The sequence below is a fragment of the Streptosporangium sp. NBC_01755 genome (assembly GCF_035917995.1).
GTDB lineage: Bacteria > Actinomycetota > Actinomycetes > Streptosporangiales > Streptosporangiaceae > Streptosporangium.
On record NZ_CP109131.1, the window covers coordinates 4218899 to 4241754 of the forward strand.

Annotated in this window: 25 protein-coding genes; 14 read left to right on the forward strand and 11 right to left on the reverse strand. The window is 70.6% G+C overall.

From position 1 onward, the window contains the following. The first annotated feature begins 35 nt into the window (after positions 1–35). Entirely contained in the window at positions 36–875 is an 840-nt protein-coding gene (locus tag OG884_RS20250; RefSeq protein WP_326635130.1) for an ABC transporter permease, read from the forward strand. Position 876: 1 nt separating this feature from the next. Continuing rightward, complete coding sequence (locus OG884_RS20255) at positions 877–2685, forward strand: ABC transporter ATP-binding protein (protein WP_326635132.1); 1809 nt, start codon at positions 877–879, stop codon at positions 2683–2685. 20 nt (positions 2686–2705) lie between these two features. Here OG884_RS20255 and OG884_RS20260 read toward each other — a convergent pair whose 3' ends face one another. After that, the gene (locus OG884_RS20260; RefSeq protein WP_326635134.1) at positions 2706–3305 is read right to left on the reverse strand and encodes a helix-turn-helix domain-containing protein; all 600 of its coding nucleotides are present in this window, start codon (positions 3303–3305) and stop codon (positions 2706–2708) included. A gap of 246 nt (positions 3306–3551) precedes the next feature. Further along, the gene (locus OG884_RS20265; protein ID WP_326635136.1) at positions 3552–3713 is read right to left on the reverse strand and encodes a hypothetical protein; all 162 of its coding nucleotides are present in this window, start codon (positions 3711–3713) and stop codon (positions 3552–3554) included. Between the two features lie 405 nt (positions 3714–4118). Here OG884_RS20265 and OG884_RS20270 point away from each other — a divergent pair, with 405 nt between their 5' ends. From OG884_RS20270 to OG884_RS20310, 9 genes are all read left to right on the forward strand, one after another. After that, the gene (locus OG884_RS20270) at positions 4119–4568 is read left to right on the forward strand and encodes a hypothetical protein (protein ID WP_326635137.1); all 450 of its coding nucleotides are present in this window, start codon (positions 4119–4121) and stop codon (positions 4566–4568) included. Positions 4569–4580: 12 nt separating this feature from the next. Further along, positions 4581–5990: a sensor histidine kinase gene (locus OG884_RS20275; protein ID WP_326635138.1), complete on the forward strand. Its 1410-nt coding sequence runs from the start codon at positions 4581–4583 to the stop codon at positions 5988–5990. Beyond that, complete coding sequence (locus OG884_RS20280; RefSeq protein WP_326635140.1) at positions 5987–6649, forward strand: response regulator transcription factor; 663 nt, start codon at positions 5987–5989, stop codon at positions 6647–6649. The genes OG884_RS20275 and OG884_RS20280 overlap by 4 nt, the downstream gene beginning before the upstream one ends. 68 nt (positions 6650–6717) lie before the next feature. Beyond that, positions 6718–7281 (forward strand): DUF4956 domain-containing protein, encoded by a 564-nt coding sequence (locus tag OG884_RS20285; RefSeq protein WP_442811730.1) that lies wholly within the window; start codon positions 6718–6720, stop codon positions 7279–7281. Then, positions 7281–8231 carry a polyphosphate polymerase domain-containing protein gene (locus OG884_RS20290; protein ID WP_326635142.1) on the forward strand — a complete coding sequence of 317 codons (951 nt, stop codon included), beginning with the start codon at positions 7281–7283 and terminating at the stop codon, positions 8229–8231. The genes OG884_RS20285 and OG884_RS20290 overlap by 1 nt, the downstream gene beginning before the upstream one ends. A gap of 34 nt (positions 8232–8265) precedes the next feature. Next, positions 8266–9204, forward strand: coding sequence for a deoxyribose-phosphate aldolase (gene deoC, locus OG884_RS20295; RefSeq protein ID WP_326635144.1), 939 nt, complete (start codon positions 8266–8268; stop codon positions 9202–9204). Positions 9205–9213: 9 nt separating this feature from the next. Then, complete coding sequence (locus OG884_RS20300; protein WP_326635146.1) at positions 9214–10641, forward strand: aldehyde dehydrogenase family protein; 1428 nt, start codon at positions 9214–9216, stop codon at positions 10639–10641. Then, positions 10634–10831 carry a hypothetical protein gene (locus OG884_RS20305; protein WP_326635147.1) on the forward strand — a complete coding sequence of 66 codons (198 nt, stop codon included), beginning with the start codon at positions 10634–10636 and terminating at the stop codon, positions 10829–10831. Before OG884_RS20300 ends, OG884_RS20305 begins: the two co-directional genes overlap by 8 nt. A gap of 208 nt (positions 10832–11039) precedes the next feature. Next, positions 11040–11912 (forward strand): aldehyde dehydrogenase family protein, encoded by an 873-nt coding sequence (locus OG884_RS20310; RefSeq protein WP_326646960.1) that lies wholly within the window; start codon positions 11040–11042, stop codon positions 11910–11912. A 210-nt stretch (positions 11913–12122) separates the two neighbouring features. On the opposite strand, the gene OG884_RS20315 is transcribed toward OG884_RS20310, so the two are convergent. The 4 genes from OG884_RS20315 to OG884_RS20330 form a co-directional block, all read right to left on the reverse strand. Then, on the reverse strand, positions 12123–13529 hold the full coding sequence (locus tag OG884_RS20315) for an amidase (RefSeq protein ID WP_326635149.1): 1407 nt from the start codon (positions 13527–13529) through the stop codon (positions 12123–12125). Positions 13530–13576: 47 nt separating this feature from the next. Further along, a complete protein-coding gene (locus tag OG884_RS20320) occupies positions 13577–13774 on the reverse strand; it encodes a hypothetical protein (RefSeq protein WP_326635151.1) in 198 nt (65 codons plus the stop codon). Then, positions 13767–14618: an SPFH domain-containing protein gene (locus OG884_RS20325; RefSeq protein WP_326635153.1), complete on the reverse strand. Its 852-nt coding sequence runs from the start codon at positions 14616–14618 to the stop codon at positions 13767–13769. Before OG884_RS20325 ends, OG884_RS20320 begins: the two co-directional genes overlap by 8 nt. A 223-nt stretch (positions 14619–14841) precedes the next feature. Further along, positions 14842–17478 (reverse strand): ATP-dependent RNA helicase, encoded by a 2637-nt coding sequence (locus OG884_RS20330; RefSeq protein ID WP_326635155.1) that lies wholly within the window; start codon positions 17476–17478, stop codon positions 14842–14844. A gap of 416 nt (positions 17479–17894) precedes the next feature. Here OG884_RS20330 and OG884_RS20335 point away from each other — a divergent pair, with 416 nt between their 5' ends. Further along, complete coding sequence (locus tag OG884_RS20335; RefSeq protein ID WP_326635157.1) at positions 17895–18023, forward strand: hypothetical protein; 129 nt, start codon at positions 17895–17897, stop codon at positions 18021–18023. A gap of 31 nt (positions 18024–18054) precedes the next feature. On the opposite strand, the gene OG884_RS20340 is transcribed toward OG884_RS20335, so the two are convergent. The 3 genes from OG884_RS20340 to OG884_RS20350 form a co-directional block, all read right to left on the reverse strand. Further along, complete coding sequence (locus tag OG884_RS20340; protein ID WP_326635159.1) at positions 18055–18885, reverse strand: undecaprenyl-diphosphate phosphatase; 831 nt, start codon at positions 18883–18885, stop codon at positions 18055–18057. 329 nt (positions 18886–19214) lie between these two features. Continuing rightward, positions 19215–19388 carry a hypothetical protein gene (locus tag OG884_RS20345; protein WP_326635161.1) on the reverse strand — a complete coding sequence of 58 codons (174 nt, stop codon included), beginning with the start codon at positions 19386–19388 and terminating at the stop codon, positions 19215–19217. Positions 19389–19680: 292 nt separating this feature from the next. Then, entirely contained in the window at positions 19681–21213 is a 1533-nt protein-coding gene (locus OG884_RS20350) for a M28 family metallopeptidase (protein WP_326635163.1), read from the reverse strand. 240 nt (positions 21214–21453) lie between these two features. Here OG884_RS20350 and OG884_RS20355 point away from each other — a divergent pair, with 240 nt between their 5' ends. Next, positions 21454–21639, forward strand: coding sequence for a PspC domain-containing protein (locus OG884_RS20355; protein ID WP_326635164.1), 186 nt, complete (start codon positions 21454–21456; stop codon positions 21637–21639). 15 nt (positions 21640–21654) lie between these two features. After that, entirely contained in the window at positions 21655–22293 is a 639-nt protein-coding gene (gene lipB, locus OG884_RS20360; protein ID WP_326635166.1) for a lipoyl(octanoyl) transferase LipB, read from the forward strand. Positions 22294–22340: 47 nt separating this feature from the next. Here the strand turns inward: lipB and OG884_RS20365 are convergent, their stop codons facing one another. Together OG884_RS20365 and OG884_RS20370 are read right to left on the reverse strand one after the other, a co-directional pair. Next, positions 22341–22658, reverse strand: coding sequence for a hypothetical protein (locus OG884_RS20365; RefSeq protein WP_326635167.1), 318 nt, complete (start codon positions 22656–22658; stop codon positions 22341–22343). A 12-nt stretch (positions 22659–22670) separates the two neighbouring features. Continuing rightward, entirely contained in the window at positions 22671–22841 is a 171-nt protein-coding gene (locus OG884_RS20370) for a hypothetical protein (RefSeq protein WP_326635168.1), read from the reverse strand. Positions 22842–22856: the final 15 nt, after the last annotated feature.

Sequence of the window (22856 nt, forward strand, 5' to 3'; positions counted from 1 at the left end):
GCCGTGATTCGCTGTATCTCGCCTGAGGGGGCATCGTGAGAGGCCGTTTTCCGGCGGTCGTGCGGCGCCGTCCCCAGGTGGCCGTGGCCGGCGCGCTGGCCGTCCTGCTCGCCGTGGCCGTGGCCGCGGTGCTCTCGCCCTGGCTGGTGCCCGGCGCGACCGACCAGGACCTCCTGCTCGGCATCACCGGCCCCGCGCCAGGTCATCCGCTCGGCACCGACGACCTTGGCCGCGACGTGCTGGAACTGCTCGTCGCGGGAGCCCGTACGGCCGTTCCCGGCGCGCTGTGCGTCGCCGCCGGGTCGATGCTGATCGGCAACCTCATCGGGCTGCCCGCCGGATACTTCGGCGGCTGGGCCGACGCGCTGGCCATGCGCTGGGCGGACCTGATGTTCTCCCTGCCCGCCCTGCTGGTGGCGATCGTCGTCGCCGGGGTACTGGGCGGAGGGTACGGCCTGGCGGTCGCCGTGCTCGTCGTGCTGTTCGCCCCCACCGACACGAGGGTGGTGCGCGGAGCCGTGCTCGAACAGCGGCACCGCCCCTATGTCGAGGCGGCACTTCTCAAGAACCTCTCCGCGTGGCGGATCATGACGAGGCAGATCTGGCCCAACATCGCCTCGGTCACGCTGGCCAACGGGTTTCTCAACTTCGCCTACGCCCTGGTGTCCCTGGCCTCGCTGTCCTTCCTCGGCCTGGGGGTGCCCGCGGGCTCGCCCGACTGGGGGCGCACCCTGGCGGACAACCGGGCCCAACTGCTCGTCAACCCCTGGGCAGTGGTCGCACCCGGCCTCGCCATCATCCTCACGGCCGCCGCGCTGAACATCGTCGGTGACTGGCTCCACGAACGCGTCGATCGCCGGGGAAGGGCACGTTGAGATGAAGGAGTCCACCGGAACCGGGGCGACCGCCGAGCCCGCGATCCGGGTCGAGGGAATCAAGGTCCGGCAGCCCTCCACCGGGCGGACCCTCCTGTCGGAGGTGTCGTTCGAGGTGGCGGCCGGAGAGTCGGTCGCCATCGTGGGGGAGTCGGGTTCGGGCAAGTCCCTCACGGTCCGTGCGATGCTCGGCCTGTTGCCTCAGGGATTGGAGGCCACGGGGCAGGTGCGCATCGCGGGCGAGCGGGTGGACGACGACCCGCGTGCCCGGCGGCGGCAGCGCGGCGGCGTGGTCTCCCTCCTGATGCAGGACCCGTTCACCCTGCTCAACCCGTTGCGCCGGGCCGGGCGTCAGATCGCCGACGGGTTGCCGAAGGGCGCGGACGCGGCCGTCGAGGTGCCGCGGCTGCTGGCGGAGGTGGGTCTGCCGGCGAATGTCGCGGGGCGCTACCCCTTCCAGCTGTCCGGCGGCATGCGCCAGCGGATCGGGCTGGCCGCCGCACTGGCCGGAGGGCCGCGGGTGCTGGTCGCCGACGAGCCGACGACCGCGCTCGACGCCACCACCCAGCGCGAGGTCCTCTCCCTCATCCGGCGTGTCCAGCGCGAACGGGACATGGCGTTCGTCCTCATCACCCACGACCTGCGCCTGGCCTTCTCCACCTGTGACCGGGTCATGGTGATGTACGCGGGACGGGTCATGGAGACCGGCCGTGCGGCGGCCGTGCGGCATGAGCAGTTCCACCCGTACACCCGGGCGCTGCTGGCGGCCGAGCCGCCCGCGGACCGGCGGCTCGCGGTGATTCCCTCGGTGCCGGGGGCCGTCCCCGCGCACGACGCGGCGGCAGGGCGGTGCGGGTTCGCCGATCGGTGCTCGCTGGCCGTGCCGGAGTGCCGCGTGGGAGTGCCGGAGCCACGTCCCGTACGCGTGTCGGGGCGCGTCCGCGAAGGGCGGCTGTCGGCGTGCCTGCGGGCGGCCGAGCTGCCCGCGCCGCCCGCGCCGGAACCGGGGGTCGTCTCCAGGCCGCCGGTCGCGGCCGAGCCGGTGCTGGAGGTGCGTGACCTGCGCCGGTGGTTCGCCGGGAGCCCGCACCCGGCGCTGGCGGGCGTGAGCCTGACTGTCGCTCCGGGCGAGGTCGTCGGTGTGGTCGGCGAGTCCGGATCGGGCAAGACCACGCTGGCCCGATGCGTCGCCGGGCTGGAGCGTCCGGACGGGGGTGCGATCCTGCTCGGCGGCGCGGACTGCTCCGACTACGGGCGGATGGGGCGCGCGGCCGTGCGCCAGGCCCGCCGGATCTCACAAATGATCTTCCAGGACCCCTATTCGACGCTCAACCCCGCCCGGACCGTGGGGGCGACCCTGCGGGAGGCGCTGTGGGCCGACGGCCGTCCCGCCGGGCCGGACGACCTCGCCCGGCTCCTGGAGTCGGTCGGCCTGGCCCGTGACATGGCCGGGATGCGCCCGGCAGGGCTGTCCGGCGGCGAGCGGCAGCGGGTGGCGATCGCCCGCGCGGTGGCGGGCGAGCCCCGCCTGCTGATCTGCGACGAGCCGGTGTCGGCGCTCGACGTCTCGGTCCAGGCCCAGGTACTGGGTCTCCTCGCCGAGCTGCGGGAACGACTGTCCATGGCGATGCTGTTCATCACCCACGACCTGGCCGTGGTCCGCCAGATCGCCGATCGGCTCTACGTGCTGGAGTCGGGCACGTGCGTGGAGACCGGCCTCGCCGACCGGGTGCTCGACGCGCCCGAGCATCCCTACACCCGGGCGCTGCTGGCCAGCGTCCCCGACGGCTCCGGCGACTGGCTGGACTGACCGGCTCGCGCGCTCCGTCGTCAGTCCTCGGAGAACGAGATCAGGGTCAGGACGCGGCAGGCGGCGGAGCCGGTGGCGTAGACGTGGTCGGACTCGGCGGCGAAGCGCACGGCGTCGCCCGTGGCGATGGTGACCGACCACTCCTCGGTCTCGACGGTCACCTCGCCGGAGACGACGTAGGCGTGTTCCACCGAGCCGCGGCCGTGGGAGCTCTTGGCGCTGCGGGTGCCCGGCGGGATGTGGCCCTCGGCCAGTTCGAAGCGGCGCCGGTCGGGGGCCGCGAACAGGGCACGGACCGTCATGTCTCCAGCGGGGAGGACGAGTCCCTCGTCGTGGCGGATCACCTCCGGGCCGGTCAGGTGGACCCGGGTCAGCTCGCCGAAGGTCAGTTCCAGGGAGGTCGCGAGCCGCGACAGCACCTCGACCGTGGGGTTGGCCACGCCGCGCTCGACCTGGGAGATGAGTGCCTTGCTCACGCCGGTCAGCTCGGCCAGCTCGCGAACGCTGAACCCTCGGGCCAGGCGGGTGCGGCGCAGGTTGGCGGCGATCGCTCCGCGCACCCCCGAAGACTCAGGGGGAGCGGGGGCCATGCCGACGGCGATGCCATTCTCGCGCTGCACGTCTGTCTCCTCTTCCCGATCCGATCGGTATCCATGATGCAGGAGGTCAGCCGATCAGGGCGAGGCGGTGGGCGGCCGCGACCTCCTCGGCACCGCACTCGCGGACGAGCCGGCGGATCGCCGCGGTGAACGGCGCGTAGGCGAGGCCCTCGGTCGACAGCATTTTTCGCTCGGTGAAGTCGATCTTCTACGGGGGCGGAGAGGCCCGGCCGGGCGGAATGAGGCGGCCGGGCTCTCGGGACGCGGTCATGCCGAAATGATCTTGCCGAGGAGGCCCCTGCGGCGCTTGCCGCCCGGGCGGGCCTTTCTGTTCTCCTGGGCCTCGCGGGCGAGGCGGTGGTTGTCGGCCTCCTCAAGGAGCTCGGCGGTCCGGTAGGCGATCAACTGGAGCTGAAGCTCGGGACCCATGGGGGTTCCTTCCTGGTGTGGCGCTTTCCTTACAGACTCAAGACTCGTCCTAAGGCCCCCGGTCCCACATCGGGAGGATGTCCTATCTCCGGACCGCTCCGCGCCCCGCCACTACCTAGGCCCCACCTAGTGCGACGTTCCTCACCGGAAGTGCGGATCCACCTCGGTCCTGGCATCAGGAAGGCAGGCCCGATCATGGATGCGAAGCCTCCGGTCCACCTGAAGATCCGAACTCCGAACGCGGCCTGGTCGAAGAAGTCGAATTCTCCGGCGCGTACGCAGGCCGGGCAGGGACTGAAGTCCTCCACGCGCTCGTGGAGGGGTGGCCCGGGGGGTGCGGTCAGATGAGAGGTTTCTCATCTGGGCTTCAGCGTGGTCTCCTCGAAGGGTGTCAAGGTCGATCTCATGAAACATCGGGGAGCCGTGATCCTGCTCGTCCTCGGTTTGGTGGCGGTGGGGTTCATGTCCATGGGGTTCATGCGGGCGGCCAACGAAGGGTCCGATCTGGGCGGGCCCGTCGTCGTGTCGCCCTCGCCCGGGCGCGGTGGGCAGGGCACTCCTTCGGCCTCGCCTGGGAAGAGCGGGGAGCCGGGGTCGGGCGTGAACAGCGGGGATCCGGGGTCGGGCGTGAACAGCGGGGATCCGGGGTCGGGCGTGAACAGCGGGGATCCGGGGTCGGGCGTGAAGAGTGGGGATCCGGGGTCGGCCTCGCCGGGCAAGAGTGAGAAACCTGCGCGCAGCGCGCAGCCCACGCCCCGCAAGAGCAAGGCCGAGCCGGTCAGGCCACCGTCGCCTCGGCTGGGGGGCGGGGGCGATGACGACGATGACGACGATGGCGAGGGTGATGATGACTGACCAGGTGAGCGCATGAGGGTGAGCGCCCGTGCCCGGATCGTGGGCTGGATGCTCGCCGTCGTCGGCCTCGCCCTGTCTGTCTCGATCTCCACGACCTGGACCTTCCTGGTCAACCGGCTCGACGACCGCATAGGCTCCGAGCTGCGCAATGAGGTGGACAAGCTGCGCAGCTACGCCAAGGAGACACGCGATCCGCAGACCGGCCGCACGGTCACCGACGTCCAGAAGCTGCTCACCGATTACCTGGCGCTCAACTCGCCCGATCGGTGGGAGACGTTTTTCAGCATCGTCGACGGCAGCGCCGACAGGGTCACCGCGATCGAGCCGCTCGTGCGGCTCGACACCGATGCCGAGCTGGTCGGGCGGATGGCCAAGGCCACCAGGATCACGCGTGACACGGTTGAGAGCGACGCGGGAACGGTCCAGTACGCGGTGATCCCGGTGACCGTGTCCGGTGACTCCCGCCCCGGCCACTTCGTTGTGGCGATCTTCTACGATCGGCATCGCGGCGAGATCGTGGACGCGGTGTGGGCTCTCGGGCTGTCCGCGCTGGCCGCGCTGGTGCTGGCAGGGGCGGCCGGGTGGTTCGTGGCAGGGCGGGTGCTCGCGCCGGTGCGGCTGATCGGCCAGACCGCGGAGCAGATCAGCGACTCCACCGACCTGACCCGCAGGCTCGACGTGCCGGGCGACGACGATGTGGCGGCGCTGGCCGCGACGTTCAACCATATGCTCGACCGGCTGGAGAAGGCGTTCGTCGTGCAGCGGAACTTCATGGACGACGCCGGGCACGAGCTGCGTACGCCGATCACCGTCATCCGCGGCCACCTGGAGCTGATGAGCGACGATCCGGCCGACCGGGCCGCGACCCTCGCCCTGGTCACCGACGAGCTCGACCGGATGAACCGCATCGTGGACGACCTGATCACGCTGGCCAAGGCCGAGCAGCCGGGGTTCCTGCACCTGGACAACGTCGAGCTGGCCGACCTCACGGTGAGCGTGGTCGCCAAGGCCCGCCCGCTGGGTGAGCGCCGGTGGCGGGTCGACGAGGTGGCCGAGGCCCGCCTGCCGGCGGACCGCCAGCGGCTCACGCAGGCGCTCATGCAGCTCGTGGCCAACGCCGTGCGCCACACCGCCGACGACGACCTGATCGCCGTTGGCTCCGCCGTCCGCGACGGGCGCGTCGACCTGTGGGTACGCGATAGCGGGCCCGGCGTGGCGCCCGCCGAGCGAGAACGGATCTTCGGGCGGTTCGTGCGCGGCGCGGGCCGCACCGGCACCTACGACGGGGCCGGTCTGGGGCTGGCCATCGTCAGATCCATCGCCGAGGCCCATGGAGGCGGCGTGAAGGTGACGGAAGGTCCCGGCGGCGGGGCCTGTTTTGTCATATCTCTCCCGCTATGGGAGACGTGGAGGCTGCCATGAACCGCATTCTGATCGCCGAGGACGAGGCCAGGATCGTCTCCTTCGTGGAGAAGGGGTTGCGAGCCAACGGCTTCGTGACGGCTGCGGTCGGGGACGGTATCGCGGCCTACGACCTGGCGAGCACGGGCGGGTTCGACCTGCTCATCCTGGACATCGGGCTGCCGTTGAGCGACGGGTTCACCGTGCTGCGGCGGCTGCGAGAAGCCATGGTCACCATTCCTGTGATCATTTTGACCGCTCGTGACAGTGTGAGCGACACGGTGGCGGGGCTTGAGGGCGGCGCGGACGACTACATCGCCAAGCCGTTCGCCTTCGAGGAGTTGCTGGCTCGGGTACGGCTGCGGCTGCGCGCCGACCGCACACCGGAGGTGACCGTGCTGCGGGTGTCGGATTTGTCGTTGGATTTGCGGACGAGGCGGGCTTATGTCGGCGAGCGGGCCGTGGATTTGTCCACCAGGGAATTCGCGCTGGCGGAGATCTTCTGTCGGCATCCCGACCAGGTGCTGACGCGCGAGCAGTTGCTCAGCCACGTCTGGGGGTTTGATTTCGATCCCGGGTCGAACGTGGTGGATGTGTATGTGCGTTATCTAAGGCGCAAAATCGGTGTGGATCGGATCGAGACCATAAGAGGAACCGGCTATCGCATGAGAGTCGCCTAATCATCGCCTCATGATCACTTCATCCTGAGTGGAGATGCTGTTCATGAACAGCGGCAGGAAAAGGGGCGATTGTGATAATCGGACTGGTGATGGACCTCTCGGCGATCATCGTGCTGGCCTACGGTCTTTACTATCGGCGCCACCATCGGCGTGATTTGTTGTTCGCCTATGTCGCGCTGAACGTGGGGATCTTCGCGGTGGTGTCGCTGCTGCTCGTGCAGCGGGTGGACATCGCCGTGGGATTCGGGTTGTTCGGTGTGTTGTCGATCATCCGGTTGCGGTCCAGCGAGATCACTCAGCAGGAGATCGCCTACTACTTCGTCGCGATCGTGCTGGGGCTGGTCAACGGCATCGCCGGAGCATGGCCGCTGACCGCGCTCGCGCTCAACGGGGTGCTGCTGGCGGTCATGTACATCGCTGATCACCCCAGGTTGCTCGGGCGCACGAGACACCAGGTCGTGACGCTGGACGTGGTGCATTCCGATCCAGAGTCGCTGCGGGTGGACCTGGAGGGCAGGCTGCGGGCGCGGGTGCTGCAGTGCGTGGTCATGCAGATCGACTACGTGCGGGACATAACGGTGGTCGATGTCCGCTACGTGGGTTCGAACGCGCGTGCCGGAGTGGTGCGGTGATGGCCGAGCCGAACGCGGACGTGCTGCTCGTCGGGGTCGCGGCCGAGGTGCCGCCGATCGGGCTGGAGGACGTGCCGGAGCTGATGAGCCGGGTGGACAACAAATACCTGGTGACGGCCGCGACCATGGCGGCGCTCGCGGCCGAGCTGAGTGACCGGTTCGTCGCTCTGGAGATCGCAGGGCGGCGACAGTTCCGCTATACCTCCACCTACTTCGACACGCCGGATCTGCTGACCTTCCGCCAGCATCGCCAGGATCGGCGGCGCAGGTTCAAGCTGCGTACCCGTACCTATCTGGACAGTGGAGACCGCTGGCTGGAGCTCAAGCTCAGTGGGGCGCGGGGCAGCACGGACAAGCATCGCATCCCGTACGACGACGCGCCGGATCAGACGCTCACCCGGGAGGCGATGGACTTCGTGCGCGACACCCTCCTCGGCGGGTTGCGGCTCGTCGCGCCCGAGACGCTGGAGGCGGTGCTGGCCACGGACTACAAACGGGTGACGCTCATCGACCGGGCCGGGGCGGCGCGGCTCACCTGCGACACCGGTCTGCTGTGCCGCGACGGGCAGCGCGATGCGCCCGCCCGCCGGGACCTGGTGCTGCTGGAATCGAAGTCGGTGGACGGGAAGGCGCTGGTAGACAAGGTGCTGCGGGGGATGGGGGTGCGGCCGGTGACCGTGAGCAAATATTGCGTCGGGATCGCCGCGCTCCGGGGGCTGCGGGCCAACAGGTGGCAGCCGGTGCTGCGAAGCTACCTCGTGCACCGGCCGGTGGCCGGGTCTCCTCGGCCGCCTTCTCCAGCTCCTCCAGCAGTTCCGGATCGATCGGCTCCGTGGTGTCAACGGTTCCCCGCGTGCCCCGGAGAGCCCGCGGCGGTCGCGTCAGGCCGGACCCGGCGGATGTTGACGAAAACCGACGAGAGGGCTGTGCAAGGTCCAGTTTGGAAGTAATCACACCAGTGGGCATGCTGGAGAGGTGTCAACTATGACGACCTCGCTCGCGGACGTGGCAACGTCCAACGCCACGCTGCGAACCTTCCTGCACGGCCTGCCCGGTGTCGACCGCGTGGGCGCCGACCAGCGCGCCGCGATGCTCGGCACCCGATCCATCAAGACGACCGCCAAGGCCCAGGCCATCGACCTCGCCATCGGCATGGTGGACCTGACGACCCTGGAAGGAGCCGACACCCCGGGTAAGGTCCGCGCGATGTGCGCCAAGGCCCTCCACCCCGACCCGGCCGACCCCTCCGTCCCCAGGGTGGCGGCGGTGTGCGTCTACCCTGACCTGGTCGCCGAGGCCGTGGTTGCGCTGAAGGACTCCGGCGTCAAGGTGGCCAGCGTCGCGACCGCCTTCCCCAGCGGACGCTCCTCGCTCGATGTCAAGGTCGCCGACACCGTCTTCGCGGTGGCGGCCGGAGCCGATGAGATCGACATGGTCATCGACAGGGGCGCGTTCCTCGCGGGTGACTACGTCAAGGTCTTCGAGGAGATCGTCGCGATCAAGGCCGCCTGCGGTGCCGCTCACCTGAAGGTGATCCTGGAGACCGGCGAGCTGTCCACGTACGACAACGTGCGCCGCGCGTCCTGGCTGGCCATGCTGGCCGGGGGCGACTTCATCAAGACCTCCACCGGAAAGGTGCAGCCCGCCGCGACCCTTCCGGTGACGCTGATCATGCTGGAGGCGGTCCGCGACTTCCTGGCCGCGACCGGCCGCAAGGTCGGGGTGAAGCCCGCGGGCGGCATCCGGACCACCAAGGACGCCGTCAAGATGCTCGTCCTGGTCAACGAGACCGTCGGTGAGGGCTGGCTCAGCCCCGACTGGTTCAGGCTCGGCGCCTCCACACTCCTCAACGACCTGCTGATGCAGCGCCAGAAGATGGCCACCGGCAGGTACGCGGGTCCCGACTACTTCACCCTCGACTAAGGCGTTCACATGTTTGAGTACGCACCGGCGCCCGAGTCGCGTGACGTCGTCGACATCAGGCCGTCCTACGGCCTGTTCATCGACGGCGAGTGGGTCGACTCCCAGGACGGGCATCTTCACAAGACCGTCAACCCCGCCTCCGAGGAGGTCCTGGCGGAGGTCGCCTGGGCGACGGAGGCCGATGTCGACCGGGCGGTCTCGGCCGCACGCAAGGCGTTCGGCGTCTGGTCGGCGCTGCCCGGCTCGGAACGGGCCAAGTACCTGTTCCGGATCGCGCGGATCATCCAGGAACGCTCGCGCGAACTGGCCGTGCTGGAGTCCCTGGACAACGGCAAGCCCATCCGCGAGTCCCGCGACGTGGACCTGCCCCTGGTGGCGGCCCACTTCTTCTACTACGCCGGCTGGGCGGACAAGCTCGGATACGCCGGGTACGGCCCCGGCCCGCGCCCGCTCGGGGTGGCCGGCCAGGTCATCCCGTGGAACTTCCCGCTGCTCATGCTCGCCTGGAAGATCGCCCCTGCCCTGGCCTGCGGGAACACCGTGGTCCTCAAGCCCGCCGAGACCACCCCGCTGACCGCGCTGCTGTTCGCGGAGATCTGCGCGCAGGCCGACCTGCCCCCCGGCGTGGTCAACATCGTGACCGGTGCCGGACAGACCGGCGCAGCCCTGGTCAACCACCCCGACGTCGACAAGGTGGCCTTCACCGGTTCCACCGAGGTCGGCCGCCAGATCGCCAGGTCGGTCGCGGGCTCCGGTAAGAAGGTCACCCTGGAGCTCGGCGGCAAGGCCGCGAACATCGTGTTCGAGGACGCCGCGCTTGACCAGGCGGTCGAGGGCATCGTCAACGGGATCTTCTTCAACCAGGGCCACGTCTGCTGTGCGGGCTCCCGGCTGCTGGTGCAGGAGTCGATCGAGACGGAACTGCTCGACGCGCTGAAGCGGCGGCTCGGCACGCTCAGGCTGGGCGACCCGCTGGACAAGAACACGGACATCGGCGCGATCAACTCCGCGGCCCAGCTCGCCAAGATCCGCGAGCTGTCGGACCTGGGGGAGGCGGAGGGCGCCGAGCGCTGGTCCCCGGCCTGCTCGTTGCCCGACAAGGGCTTCTGGTTCCCGCCGACCATCTTCACCGGTGTCGCCCAGTCACACAGGATCGCCCGTGAGGAGGTCTTCGGCCCCGTGCTGTCCGTGCTGACCTTCCGCACCCCGGCCGAGGCGGTGGAGAAGGCCAACAACACCCCGTTCGGCCTTTCGGCGGGCGTGTGGACGGAGAAGGGTTCGCGCATCCTGTGGATGGCGAGCAGGCTCCGCGCCGGTGTCGTCTGGGCCAACACCTTCAACCGGTTCGACCCCACCTCGCCGTTCGGCGGCTACAAGGAGTCGGGATACGGGCGCGAGGGCGGCCGGCACGGGCTGGAGGCGTATCTCGATGTGTGAGCATCAGCGCGTCAGGCGCCGCCGCCGCCGTGCCCAGAGCACCCGGGGCCACGGCTTCGCCCGCACCGGGCGACCGGTGCTGCGGGGCTGGTTCGCCCACCGGTGCGGTGTGAGCCGCTGCGGTCAGATCTTCGTGCCGGCCCGGCTGGCGCAGCAGGAGAGCTCGTGGAGAGGGCTGGGAAATGAGTAAGGCGGAGAAGCCGAGCCGGGCGCGGGCGACCAAGCAGGCCACGGAGCGGGCGACCAAGCAGGCGGCCAAGCAAGCCACGGAGCAGGTCACGGAGCAGGCCACGGAGCAGGCCACGGAGCAGGCCACGGAGCAGGCCACGAGGCAGGTTACGGAGCGGGCCACGGAGCAGGCCACGAGGCAGGTTACGGAGCGGGCCACGGAGCGGGCCATGGACTCAGGGGACGAACGTCGGCCCGCACGGCTCGCCGTGCGTAAGACGTACAAGCTGTACATCGGCGGGGCGTTCCCGCGCTCCGAGAGCGGAAGGTCCTACGCCGTGACCTCCTCCAGCGGCGACTTCCTCGCCAACGCCTCCAAGGCCTCCCGCAAGGACGCCCGCGACGCGGTGACGGCCGCGCGCAAGGCCTTCGGCGGCTGGTCGGGTGCCACGGCGTACAACCGGGGACAGATCCTCTACCGCGTCGCCGAGATGCTGGAGAGTCGCCGGGACCAGTTCATCGCCGAACTGGCGGAGTCCGGGACGAAGAACGCGCGGGAGGTCGTGGACGCGAGCGTCGACCGGCTGGTCTGGTACGCCGGATGGTCTGACAAGATCGCTGCTGTCGCCGGGTCCGCCAACCCCGTCGCCGGCCCCTACTTCAACATCTCCTCGCCGGAGCCGACCGGCGTGGTCGCGGTGGTCGCCCCCGACAAGCCGCTGCTCGGGCTCGTCTCGGTGATCGCCCCGGTGATCGTCACAGGCAACACCTGCGTGGTGATCGCGAGCGAGCGCGCCCCGCTGCCCGCGATCACCCTGGCCGAGGTGCTCGCCACCTCCGACCTGCCAGGCGGGGTGGTCAACATCCTCACCGGCTCCGTCGCCGAGATCGCCCCCCATCTGGCCGCGCACATGGACGTCAACGCCCTCGACCTGGCCGGGGTCGCCGACGACGCCCTGGCGGTCGCGTGCGAGGAGGCGGCGGCGGAGAACCTCAAGCGGGTCCTCCGCCCCGTCGAGACCGACTGGTTCACCGACCCCGGCACCGGGCGTATGACCGCCTTCCTGGAGACCAAGACGGTCTGGCACCCCACCGGCGTCTGACCCGTACGGGCCACCCGCGCGGCGCGGCTCCGGCGCCGCGCCGACCGGTTGTCGGGCATGCCGTTGAGCGGCGGCCAGGTGATCAAGTGATCAGGTGATCAGGCGGTCGGGTGATTAGGTGATCAGGCGGTCGGGTGATCAGGCGATCAGGCGGTCGGGTGATCAGGCGGCCAGGCGGTCGGGTGATCAGGCGGCCAGGCGGTCGGGTGATCAGGTGGGTGGGGCGTGGCGGGTCCAGGGGCGGGCGGTCTCCAGCTGGCCGGCCAGGGCCAGGAGCTGTGCCTCGCCCCCCGGGGCGGCGACGAGCTGGACGCCGATCGGCATGCCGCTGGAGTGCCGGCCGTACGGGACGGTCATGGCGGGCCAGCCGGCCATGTTCCAGGCCGCGGTGGTGGGCGCGTACGTCAGGTTGGCGCGGGCGTTCGCCAGGAGCCCACGTCGGCCCCAGCGGGCCGCGGCCGGTGGCAGGTCGGCGAGTGTCGGCGTGACGAGCACGTCGGCATTGCCGAACCACTGGTCGGCACCGTACGCGCGCCAGCGGTCGCGTCCCGCCGTGCCGTCCGCCCCGAACCTGGCGAGCAGCCGTCCGGCTCTCGCCAGAGACCTGGTGCGCCGTTCGAGACCGCGTGGGTCGAGGCCGTCCACGTCGCCCCTGGCGCACGCGAACCAGGTGGCGACGGCGGCGGCACCGACCCCGAGGGGCATCGGCCGGGGGTGCTCCACCACGGTGTGCCCCGCCGCGCCCAGGACCTCCGCCGCACCGGTCACCGCCCGCTGGAACTCGGCGTCCACCGAGAGCCCGGAGGGCAACGGCATCGGCGCGACCGCGATCCGCAGCCGCAGCGGCTCCGACAGGGTCAGCCCGCCCGGGTAGTCGTCGATGGCGCTGTCCACGCCGAGTGCCTCGCTCTCGCCGGGCGTCGCCAGTGACATGTCGTCCGCCATGACGGCCAGGGCCAGGGCGAGATCGGCCACGGTCGTGGCCAGTGGGCCGTTCTCCGACATCCCGTACCAGTCGTGCTCGGGCGGTGGGACCACCCCGTGGCCCGGCTTGATCGAGACCAGGCCGCAGCAGGCGGCCGGGATGCGCAGCGAGCCCAGTCCGTCGTTGCCGTGGGCCAGCGGGACCATGCCCGCCGCCACGGCGGCCGCGCTCCCGCCCGACGATCCGCCGGGGGTGCGCCCGAGGTCCCACGGGTTGCGCGTCACGCCGTACACGCTGTCGGAGAATCCGGCCAGGCAGAGCTCCGGCACGTTGGTGATGCCGACGACCACCGCGCCCGCGGCCCTGAGCCTGGCCACCACGGGATGATCCTCGTCCGCGGGCGCGTCCGGCGTCGCCGCGGAACCGTTGCGGGACGCCTCGCCCCGGATCGGGACGTTGTCCTTGATCGCGATCGGCACCCCGGCCAGTGGCAGCCCGGACAGGTCCGCCCGCTCCTGTAGCGCCCTCGCCTCGGCCAGCGCCCGCTCGGCGAGGACGACGCGGAACGCCCCGACGTGTCCGTCACGCTCGGCGATGGCGTCGAGGTGCTCCTCGACGACCACGGGCGCGGTGGCCTTCCCCCGTCGCACGGCCTCCGCGATCTCCACTGCGGAACTTCCCACCCACGACATGAACCGAGTGTGGTCCGGTGAGTCCGCCAGGGGAAGCGTCCCACGTCTCAATCAGATGACTTGTCCGGCTCATCGGTGTTATTCCGCTCGCCCCGCCGGGGCTCGCGCCCCGCCGCCTTGAGTGCCAGACGGAGCGCGTACTCCAGTTGGGCGTTGACACTTCTCAGGTCGTCGGCCGCCCATTTGGCGATCACCTCGTAGACGGCCGGGTCGAGTCTCAACAGGATCTTCTTGCGCTCAGCCATAGAGGCTGCCGGCGTTGACCACCGGCTGTGTCGCCTTGTCACCGCAGAGGACGACCAGCAGGTTGGAGACCATCTGAGCCTTGCGCTCCTCGTCGAGTTCCACCACGTTCTCCTCTCGCAGTTTGGTCAGCGCGAGCTGGACCATACCGACCGCGCCGGCGACGATGTGGGTGCGTGCCGCGACCACCTGGGCGGCCTGCTGCCGGACCAGCATCGCCTGGGCGATCTCCGGCGCGTAGGCGAGGTGGGTTATCCGCGCCTCCAGCACCTCCACGCCGGCGAGCTGGGTGCGGTCGCTCAGCTCGGTGGTGAGCTCGGCGGCCACCTCGGCGCCGTCGCGCAGGCTGGTACGGCCCTCCTCGTGGGCGTCGTACGGGTGGCTGGTGGCCAGGTGCCTGACGGCGGCCTCGGACTGGATCGCCACGTACTGCTCGTAGTCGTCCACGGCGAACGCCGCCTTGGCGGTGTCGGCGACCTTGTAGACGACGACGGCGGCGATCTCCACAGGGTTGCCGTCGGCGTCGTTCACCTTGAGCTTGGTCGTCTCGAAGTTGCGCACCCGGAGGGTGACGCGCTCCTTGCTGGTGAACGGCAGCACCCACTGGAATCCGGCCTGGTTCACCGTCCCGATGTAGCGGCCGAAGAACTGCACGACCTTCGCCTCGTTCGGGTTGATCACCGCGAACCCGGTGGCCATGACCGCCGCGACGACCCCCCACACGATCGCCGCGGCGATCAGCCACGCTTCTCCCGCCGCCCACCCGGCCCAGGCCAGGACGGCCCCGAGTGCCAGGAGCCCGATCAGGACACCGAATCCGTTCATCCGGAAAGCACGTCGTTCCATGTACTCCACCCTTGCTATCGAAGTGATATCACTACGATAGCTCATAAAAGCCGGCCGCGCGCCGGCCGCCGGGAACATCGGGTACGGCTCCCGGGGCGGCGACGGGGATGGGCGAGGTGGGTTCCCGGTCCTGTCACCGGGAGCGTCGGGTAAGGCTTCCGGGCAGAAGGGGAGGTGAGCGGGAGCCGGGGTCAGCGGTGAGGGAGGTGAGCGGGAGCCGGGGTCAGCGGCGAGGGTTGACGCGGCGGGTGGCGGTGGCCGACATGGGGTCGTCCGGCCAGGGATGCCTGGGATAGCGGCCGCGGAGCTCGGCGCGGACCGCGCGGTAGCCCTCGCGCCAGAACGAGGCCAGGTCGGCGGTGACCGCGGCCGGGCGGCCCGCAGGGGAGAGCAGGTGGATCACCAGCGGCACCCCCGCGACGCGCGGGGTCTCGGCCCAGCCGAACAGCTCCTGCAGCTTGGCCGCCAGCACCGGCTGCTCGCCCGAGTAGTCGACCCTGATCCGCGACCCGCTCGGCACCTCGACCCGTTCCGGGGCCACCTCCGCCAGCCGGACGTTCCACGGGACCAGGCGGTGCAGTGCGGAGACCACGTCGAGGCGCTCCAGATCGGGGCGGCGGCGGGCACGCGACAGCTCGGGCTCCAGCCAGCGGTCGGCCGCGTCGACCAGCGCGTCGTCGTCCATCGCGGGCCAGGGGTCGCCGAGAGTGCGCCGGCAGAAGGCCAGGCGCTCGCGCAGGGCCACGGCCTCGGGCGTCCAGCGCAGGATCGACAGGCCCTCGACGCGCAGCCCCTCCAGGACGGCGGGCCGCACGTCGGCGCCGCTGAGCACGCCGCTGGACAGCTCGATCGCGCCCAGCCGCTCCACCCGGCGCGCCGACACGTCGCCGCGCCGCTCTCCCGGCGGTACGCGCCAGACGATCTCCTCGCCGGAGCCGTACAGGGGAGCGGCGGCGAGCCTGGCGATCTCCTCGTCGATCACCACCGCCTGCCTGATCCTGGCGGACACCGCCCCGGCGGGCCGGTCCGCGACCGCGATGGCCAGCCACTCCGCCGTCCCCAGCCGGGACCCGCGCGGCAGCTCGGCGGCCGTTCCCGAGGCCATCAGGTACGACCCGCCCCGCCGCCGCGCCACCCGTTCGGGATAGGCCAGCGCCACGACGATCCCGGCCACGGCATCGTCATCCCGGGCCGTCTCGTCCCACCGGGACGCCTCGTCACCTCGGGCCGTCTTGCCGCCTTGGGCGGTCTTGCCATCTCGGACCGTCTCGTCGCCCCGGTGCGCCGCGTCGCCTCGGGCGGTTCTGCCGTCCCGGGCCGTCTCGTCACGCCGGGCCGTGACATCGGTGGGCAGTGGTCGTCCCGGGCGCCGGTCGGAGCCGGGGACGGCGCGAGCCAGCCGCCTGGCCTCCTGACGCCACCGGGCGGAGAAGCCGTCGCCGCCCTGGCGCGCGGAGCGCCAGACCGCCACCAGGTCGTCGCCGGCGTCCCGGGGAAGCTGTTCCGACAGCAGCGCCACGACCTCGGCGGCCCGGGGCCCGGTGTCGACCAGTGCCCGCGCCAGGCGCGGGTGGACCCCGGCCCCGGCCATCCGCCGTCCCCGGTCGGTCACCCGGCTCAGGGAGTCGAGGGCGCCGAGGGCGTGCAGGGTGCGGCGGGCGGCGTCCATCGCGGCGGCCGGGGGCGCATCGAGCAGGGCCAGGCCGGTGGCGGCGGGGTCGCCCCAGCAGGCGGCCTGGAGGGCGAAGCCGGTCAGATCGGCGAGCGCGATCTCGGGCCGCGCGTGCTCGGGCAACCGCTCGTGCTCGGCGTGCGACCAGCAGCGGTAGACCACGCCAGGCGCCTCGCGGCCCGCACGCCCCGCACGCTGGACGGCCGAGGCTCGGGACGCGCGGACCGTGGTGAGCGAGCCGAGGCCGCGGGCGTGGTCGGTACGGGGCTCCCTGGCCAGGCCGGAGTCGACCACGACCCGCACGCCCGGCACCGTCAGGCTCGACTCGGCGACCGAGGTGGCGAGCACCACCCTCCGCCCCTCGCCCGGGGAGAGAACCGCGTCCTGGACGCGGGCCGGGGCCTGGCCGTGCACCTGGAGGACGTCGACGCCGGGAAGCATCGCGGCCACCCGGCCGATCTCGCCGACGCCCGGCAGGAAGCAGAGCACGTCCCCCTCGTGCTCCACCAGCGCACGCCGTACGACGCCCGCGACATGGGTCAGGAACGCCGGGTCCACCCGCATGCCGTGGGGCGGCGCGACGCTTCCGGAGGGCGGGGCCCAGATGGGTGAGACCGGGTGCATGGTGCCCAGGGCGTGCACGATCGGCGCGGGGTCGCCCGAGCCGAGGAGGCGGGCCCAGGGAGCGGCGTCGGCGGTGGCGGAGGTGGCGAGGATCCGCAGGTCCGGGCGGAGCGTGGCGCGGACGTCGAGGAGGAACGCCAGCGCGGTGTCGGCGTCCAGATGGCGCTCGTGGCACTCGTCCAGCAGGACCGTGTCCACGCCTTCGAGATCGGGGTCGCGCTGGAGCCGCTGGAGAAGGACCCCGGTGGTAACGACCTCGACGACCGTCCTCGCACCGACCCTGCGCTCGCCCCGGATCGAGAACCCGACCTCCGCACCCACCTCCGACTCACACAGCCACGCCATCCGCCTGGCCGCCGCCCGTACCGCCATCCGTCTCGGCTCGGCCACGATCACCCGCTTCGGCGCCGAGCCGTCGAGGAGCCCGGCCAGCGCGAGCGGGACGAGCGTGGTCTTGCCGGTGCCCGGGGGCGCGCTGAGCACGGCGACGCCCCGCTCGCCCAGCGCCGCGAGCAATTCGGGCAGGGCATGGCGGACGGGTAGGCCGGACCAGTCGGAACGCACCCGTCCAGTCTCCCCGAGTCCGCCCCTTCACGAGACGCGCCCCCGGTGGAGGGCTCCGGCCAGGCAGGGGAAGGGCAGGGGCCGGTCGGACGGTGGAGAAGCCTTGCGCGTCCGGTCGGACGGGAGAAGGCAGGGGCCGGTCGGACGGTGGAGAAGCCTTGCGCGTCCGGTCGGACGGGAGAAGGCAGGGGCCGGTCGGACGGTGGAGAAGCCTTGCGCGTCCGGTCGGACGGGAGAAGGCAGGGGCCGGTCGGACGGTGGAGAAGCCTTGCGCGTCCGGTCGGACGGGAGAAGGCAGGGGCCGGTCGGACGGTGGAGAAGCCTTGCGCGTCCGGTCGGACGGGGAAAGGCCCGTCGGTCGCGGCACTCTCGGTCGTGTTGGTGTCCGGCGTGCCCGGCGGGGGAATGACTCCCCCGTGATCGGGCTCACCGCCATGTTCGCCGCCGTTGTGACCGCCTATCAAGACGCCGCCCGGCTGCGGGCGGACGACCGGCCGCCTCCAGCCGGAACCGTGGAGGAGAGCGACACCTCGCAGCCCGCCTAGCGGGCGCGCATCGCTGCTGAGCGCCGGGTCGCTAGGCCGACGGGTCGAGGATTCCGGTGCTCACCAGGGCGATGATGACGACGCCGAGGGCGATCCGGTAGATCACGAAGCCGGTGAAGCGGTGCGTGCTGATGTACTTCAGGAACCACGAGACCGCCAGGTAGCCCACGATGAAGGAGATCACGGTGGCCAGGATCGTGGGGCCCCAGTCGGGGGCCGGGCCTTCGCCGATCTTGGACAGCTCCAGGAAGCCCGCGCCCAGCACGGCCGGGATGGCCAGCAGGAAGGAGTACTTCGCGGCCTCCTCCCTGCGGTAGTCCAGCAGCAGACCGGCGCTGATCGTGCCGCCTGAGCGTGACACGCCGGGGATCAGCGCGAGGGACTGGGCGAAGCCGTAGATCAGGGCATGGGTGAAGCTGAGGTGCCGCTCCAGGGTGAGCTTGTTGCGAGCGGTGCGGTCGGCGTACCACAGGACCAGGCCGAAGACGATCAGGGTGGTGCCGATCAGGCGCAGGTCGCGGAAGACACTCTCGATGGAGTCCTTGAAGAGCAGGCCGAGCACCACGATCGGGATGGTTCCCGCGATGACGTACCAGCCCATCCGGGCGGAGTGGTGGCTGCGCAGGTCGGGTGTCCACAGGGAGCGCGTCCAGGTGGAGACGATCTCCCAGATCTCCTTTCGGAAGTAGATCACCACCGCGGCCTCGGTGCCGAGCTGGATGACCGCGGTGAACGCGGCCCCGGGGTCCTCCCAGCCGAAGAACGCCGACGCGACCCTGATGTGGGCGCTGGAGGAGATCGGCAGAAACTCCGTCAATCCCTGAATCAGTCCGAGGACCACCGCTTCGAACCAGCTGATCACTTGAGCGCCTTCCGTACCAGCACGTGCGTAACCTACGCGAGGGTAGCGGAGCGCAAGGTGAGCGTGCGTGGTCGTTCGGCTGATGTTCACCACGGCTCTTCTGGACCTACGCATCCGTGTTTCCGACTTTTCGCGCCGGCGACGGGAAGGATGCGGGCGATGAGGTCCGAGAGGGGGGTGACCCGCATGGCGGGCCGTCCGGAGGGGGCTGCCGAGCAGGTTCAACGACTGCGACGACGTGGGTGGAGCGGTGCGACCCGCGTGGCGGGCCGTCCGGAGGGGGCCGGACGGCCCGGGAAGGGGAAGGCGCGGGTCGCACCCGGTCTCGCTTACTGCCGGGTTATCTTTACGTCGTCCACTCCCGCCTCGACCAGGGAGGCGGTCGAGGCGTCGGAGGCCTCGATCAGGATGCGGACCGTCTGGCCCGCGAAGGCGGAGAGATCGGCCGTGGCGACCGCCCAGGCCCCGTTGCGGTTGGAGGCCGCGCCGAGTTGCTGGAACACCTGGGTGGTGGTGGAGCCGACGACCTTGACGCGCAGGAAGTCGGCGGTGGAGGAGTTGGAACCGTGCGCCAGGTACCACGACAGCGACAGGTTCAGTGTCCGGTGGGACGGCGGCCGACGCCGATGGTGCGGTGAACGCCAGGGGGATGGCCAGGATCGCCGCCATGCCCATGGTCCACAGACTGCGCATCATGCTCTTCGGGTTTGAGGGTGTGGGGGTCCCCCGAGCGGCGCGCACCTGCGGTGGGTGTGCGCCGTACAGCGTGGTGGTGCGCTTTGCTGGACTTTGCCGTTAGCGGGCCGCGCCCTCGGGAGCCGTCGCGGTCTGCGCCGCGGTCCTGGCGAGCGTCGCGGCGTTGCGGTCGGGGATGCCCGTCAGGTCGTAGGCGAAGAACGCGGTGGCGTAGCCGACGGCCTTGGCGTTGCGTTCGAGCGCGGCGGCGTCGATGTTGTCGATGCCGTCGCAGGCGGCGTGGTAGCAGGGGTCGTAGGCGACGCCGGCGGTCCCGCCGAACTTGGCGGCCTGCTCGGCGGTCTTGAGGACCTCGGCGCCGCTGAAGATGCCTCCGGCCGGGATGTCGTTGGCGATGAAAGCGCCGTAGTCGGAGCGGCCGGTGAAGTCGGTGCCCTCGAAGGGCAGGCCGCGCTTGCCGTAGAACCTCTCCAGGCGCTTCTCGATCTCGGCCGATCCCGTCGGACCGGCGGGGGCGCCCTCGGCGTCGGAGTCGTCACCGTCGTACAGGAAGGTGCCGCCGTTCGGCGAGCCGATCATGTCGAAGTTCAGGTAGAGCCTGATCTTGTCCCGCTCGGATTGGGACAGGCCCGCGACGTACTGCTCGGAGCCGAGCAGGCCCAGTTCCTCGGCACCCCACCAGGCGAAGCGGAGCTTGTACTTGGTCGGCACCTTGGCCAGCCTCAGCGCGGTCTCCAGGACGGCGGCGCTGCCGGAGCCGTTGTCGTTGATGCCGGGGCCCTCGGGAACGCCGTCCAGGTGCGCGCCGACCGCCACGATCTCGCCGGACTTGCCCCAGCGGGAGTCGGCGATCAGGTTCTTGGTACGGCCGACCGTGGTCTTGGCGTCCACCTTCAGGCGGACCGTGGTGTTCGGGGCGGCGGCCAGGTCCAGGCCGACGGCCGTGCTCGCCATCACGATGGGGAAGCCGAAGCGCCACTCGATGATGTCGAAGAGGAGCGGGTCGGTACGGCCGGGCTGGCCCTCGTTGAAGAAGATCACACCGGCCGCGCCGGCCGCCTTGGCGTTGGTGGCCTTGTCGATGAACGGGCAGGTGCCGCGCTGGATCAGAGCGATCCGGCCAGGGACGAACCCGGCGAAGTCAGCGGCCTCGCAACCCGCGTTCGAGGTGTTCGCGTTCGGCGGCGGCGGGATGATCGCGTCGACGACCTGGATCTGGGCGGTGACGTCGCCCGGGTTGGAGGAGATCACCGTCACGAAGTCGGCCGGGTTGGCGTAGGTCTTCGCCTCGGGGGCCGTCTTCTGGAGGATCGACGGGCTGAACTCCTCCCAGTTGATCGGGAATTCGACGTCGGTCGTGGAGGTCTTGTATCCGGCCTTGTGCAGCTTGTCCTGCACGTAGGCCAGAGAGGCGTCGTAGCCGGGTGTGCCGGCCGCCCGGTTGCCGCCGTTGGCGGTCGCGATCTGCTGGAACTTGTCCAGGTGCTTCTTGACGTTGTCGCCCTTGATCTGCGTCGCGAACACGTTGGCGAGGACGTCTGGGACGCTGGGGGCCGTTGTGGTAGCGCTCGCCGGTGCGGTGAAGGCGAGGGGGAGGGCGATGGCCGTGACCAGGGTGGCGGTCTGGACCATGCTGCGTCGTAACCTCAGGCGCATAACGCTCCTAGGGGTGGAACGGAGGGGGATTCCCTATTAGGTACATGGCGGAACGTACCGTTATCGACCGCGTTCGCCTAGATATGTTGACGCCGAGTTGTGAGAAAAGTTATCAAGCCCGACCCTGTCAGGGTTTTCTCAGGGGTACCTCGGGAACGTGGCGGTTCCGGTCGTTCGTTTGACGGGACGAGGAACACCGATTCGGGGAGAGGCACTGTGTACCGTTCGAGAAACCACAAGATAATCGCCGGGGTCTGCGGCGGGATCGCGGAGAGTCTCAACATGCCGCCCACCCTTGTCCGGGTGCTGTGGCTGCTGCTCTCGCTCATTCCCGGGCCGCTCTGGATCGTCTACGTGCTCATGTGGATCTTCGTACCCAAGGCGCCGGCAGCTCGCTACTGAAAATAAGCTGGGGGTATGAGGCAACGCCCCCTGTCACTGATCCAGGACGACCTGGTCGACTACGAGAAGGCGATGGAGCGGATGACCGACATGGTCGGTCAACGGCAGCGCGACGAGCGCTCCGACACGCTCTGGCTGCTCAGCCACCCGCAGGTGTACACCGTGGGCAGGCGAACCCTTGAGCAGCACCTGCCGGATCCGGCTCACGGCATCCCGGTCGTGAGCACGGGTCGCGGCGGCCAGCTCACCTACCACGGCCCCGGCCAGCTGGTCGGATACCTGGTCGTCAAGCTCGGCGAGGACGAGGGGATCGTCGACTACGTCCGAGAGGTCGAGCTGAGGCTGGTCGGCGCGCTCGGCGCGCTGGGAGTCGCGGCCGAGCGCCGCGACACCCCGCCGGGCTCGGAACTGCTGACCGGCGTGTGGACCGTCGAGACGGGACGCAAGATCGTTTCGATCGGCATGCGGCAGAGCCGTGGCGTCACCAGCCACGGGTTCTCCCTCAACGTCGACGGCGACCTGACCCCGTGGGGCTGGGCGGTGGCCTGCGGCATGCCCGAGGTCGACATGACCTCGATGTGGCGGGAGGCCCCCGCCGCCACGGCCACGGAGCGGGTCCGGGCCGCGGTGGCGGAGGCGTTCGAGGCGAGCTGACCGCCTTTCCGACGCCCGGGTGGCCCGGGCGTCGGAAAGTGGGCCGGTCAGCCGATCGGTTCCTTGCCGGCAGGGTCGACCGTAGCCTCCAGGCCGGGCTCGTCGACGGTGCGGCGCGGGCCGGTGAACCAGTGCCTGGCCGACAGCATCCACCACAGGCCCACGCCCAGCACCATCACGCCGACCACGATCGGTGCGTAGTTCACCGCGGCCGGTGTGAAGTCGTCACTGAACGGCACGGCCGCCGGGACCAGCGGCATGATGAAGTAGATCGAGACGATGACGATCTCGACGATGGCGATCCAGCACATGACCCGGTACTTCGATCCCAGCGTCCAGGGCCCCGGCTCGAACCGGTCGCCCATCCGCAGCCGGAGTCAGATCGGGATCGCGAAGGCGATGTAGAGGCCGATGACCGCCACCGAGACGACCGCGTAGAAGGCCAGCGGCAACCCGCCGGGGGCCTCGTACAACGCGGGCAGGGTGAGGATCAGCGCGGCCGCGCAGCCGAAGACGATCGCGTTGACCGGGGTCCTGTTGCGGTCCACCTTCGACCACAGGCG

What these genes read in the sequence shown, in the direction of transcription:
- OG884_RS20255 (WP_326635132.1), top strand. Translation starts at nt 877, where the DNA reads ATGAAGGAGTCCACCGGAACCGGGGCGACCGCCGAGCCCGCGATCCGG.
- OG884_RS20265 (WP_326635136.1), bottom strand. Translation starts at nt 3,713, where the DNA reads ATGGGTCCCGAGCTTCAGCTCCAGTTGATCGCCTACCGGACCGCCGAG.
- OG884_RS20270 (WP_326635137.1), top strand. Translation starts at nt 4,119, where the DNA reads ATGAAACATCGGGGAGCCGTGATCCTGCTCGTCCTCGGTTTGGTGGCG.
- OG884_RS20275 (WP_326635138.1), top strand. Translation starts at nt 4,581, where the DNA reads ATGAGGGTGAGCGCCCGTGCCCGGATCGTGGGCTGGATGCTCGCCGTC.
- OG884_RS20280 (WP_326635140.1), top strand. Translation starts at nt 5,987, where the DNA reads ATGAACCGCATTCTGATCGCCGAGGACGAGGCCAGGATCGTCTCCTTC.
- OG884_RS20290 (WP_326635142.1), top strand. Translation starts at nt 7,281, where the DNA reads ATGGCCGAGCCGAACGCGGACGTGCTGCTCGTCGGGGTCGCGGCCGAG.
- deoC (WP_326635144.1), top strand. Translation starts at nt 8,266, where the DNA reads ATGACGACCTCGCTCGCGGACGTGGCAACGTCCAACGCCACGCTGCGA.
- OG884_RS20300 (WP_326635146.1), top strand. Translation starts at nt 9,214, where the DNA reads ATGTTTGAGTACGCACCGGCGCCCGAGTCGCGTGACGTCGTCGACATC.
- OG884_RS20305 (WP_326635147.1), top strand. Translation starts at nt 10,634, where the DNA reads ATGTGTGAGCATCAGCGCGTCAGGCGCCGCCGCCGCCGTGCCCAGAGC.
- OG884_RS20310 (WP_326646960.1), top strand. Translation starts at nt 11,040, where the DNA reads ATGGACTCAGGGGACGAACGTCGGCCCGCACGGCTCGCCGTGCGTAAG.
- OG884_RS20315 (WP_326635149.1), bottom strand. Translation starts at nt 13,529, where the DNA reads ATGTCGTGGGTGGGAAGTTCCGCAGTGGAGATCGCGGAGGCCGTGCGA.
- OG884_RS20320 (WP_326635151.1), bottom strand. Translation starts at nt 13,774, where the DNA reads ATGGCTGAGCGCAAGAAGATCCTGTTGAGACTCGACCCGGCCGTCTAC.
- OG884_RS20325 (WP_326635153.1), bottom strand. Translation starts at nt 14,618, where the DNA reads ATGGAACGACGTGCTTTCCGGATGAACGGATTCGGTGTCCTGATCGGG.
- OG884_RS20350 (WP_326635163.1), bottom strand. Translation starts at nt 21,213, where the DNA reads ATGGTCCAGACCGCCACCCTGGTCACGGCCATCGCCCTCCCCCTCGCC.
- lipB (WP_326635166.1), top strand. Translation starts at nt 21,655, where the DNA reads ATGAGGCAACGCCCCCTGTCACTGATCCAGGACGACCTGGTCGACTAC.
- OG884_RS20365 (WP_326635167.1), bottom strand. Translation starts at nt 22,658, where the DNA reads ATGGGCGACCGGTTCGAGCCGGGGCCCTGGACGCTGGGATCGAAGTAC.